This window comes from Microcystis sp. M53603_WE2 (assembly GCF_030065435.1).
The window spans coordinates 1-1,053 of the sequence record NZ_JASJFF010000958.1 but is presented as its reverse complement, the minus strand read 5'-3'; the positions used below and the strand labels follow the sequence as shown (position 1 = coordinate 1,053).

Annotated in this window: 1 protein-coding gene; it reads left to right on the top strand. The window is 48.0% G+C overall.

Features of this window, described 5'->3' with window-relative positions:
• Positions 1–910: zinc-binding dehydrogenase (locus PX481_RS20230; RefSeq protein ID WP_288095667.1), on the top strand; the 910-nt coding region annotated here is incomplete at its 5' end.
• Between the last annotated feature and the right edge of the window lie 143 nt (positions 911–1,053).

Sequence of the window (1,053 nt, the reverse complement as noted above, 5' to 3'; positions counted from 1 at the left end):
TCAGGTTTTAGTAGCATTAAAAGCCGCTGGTGTCAACCCTATTGATACAAAAATTCGTAAACGCGGCACTTTTTACCCCGAGCAAATGCCGGCCATTTTGGGCTGTGACGGGGCGGGAATTGTCGAGGCCGTTGGGGCGGCAGTGCAGGATTTTCGTTCTGGGGATGAAGTGTACTTTTGTGGGGGGGGACTGGGCAAGGCTGGCACGGGAAATTATGCTGAATATGCCCTGATTGAGGCGGATTATCTGGCTCACAAGCCAAAATCTCTTTCTTTTGCCGAGGCAGCCGCTGTACCTTTGGTTTTAATCACCGCTTGGGAAGCACTCTACGATCGCGCCCGTCTGCAATCGGGACAAAGCGTCCTTATCCATGGCGGGGCTGGGGGTGTTGGTCATGTCGCGATTCAATTGGCGAAACTGAGGGGGGCTAAAGTTTATACGACGGTGGGAAATAGCGATAAAGAGCGTTTAGTGCGGCAATTAGGGGCAGATTACCCGATTTTATACAAACAAACCGATTTTGTCTCGGCGATACTTCAACAAACCGCAGGGAAAGGAGTAGATGTCGCTTTTGATACGGTGGGAGGGGAAACTTTTGGCCAAACTTGCCGAGCGGTGCGAGTGTACGGCGATATGGTGACGATTTTGGAACCTACGGGCAGCTGGAAGGAAGCGCGCGATCGCAATTTGCGGATTAGTTTAGAATTAATGTTAACCCCAGCTTTGATGGGACTGCCAGAAGCGCAAAAATATCAAACAGAAATTCTCAGACAAGGGGCGCGTTTAATTGACGAGAAAAAGTTAACTATTCATCTCTCCCAAACCTTCCCTTTAGCGGCAGCTATCAGCGCCCATCAACTGCTAGAAACTGGTTCGGTGACGGGGAAAATAGCCCTAATTATTGACTAGAAAGGTTCTTCGTTACTTAGTATGGTTCGATAGGGGGGCATAAATCGACTAAATCCTTATCTGGCAAGAGACTTAATTGATTAGTTCGCTCTAGAGCAAAAATAATTGACAAAAATCGCCAAATGCCTTTCTATATAAGGGTT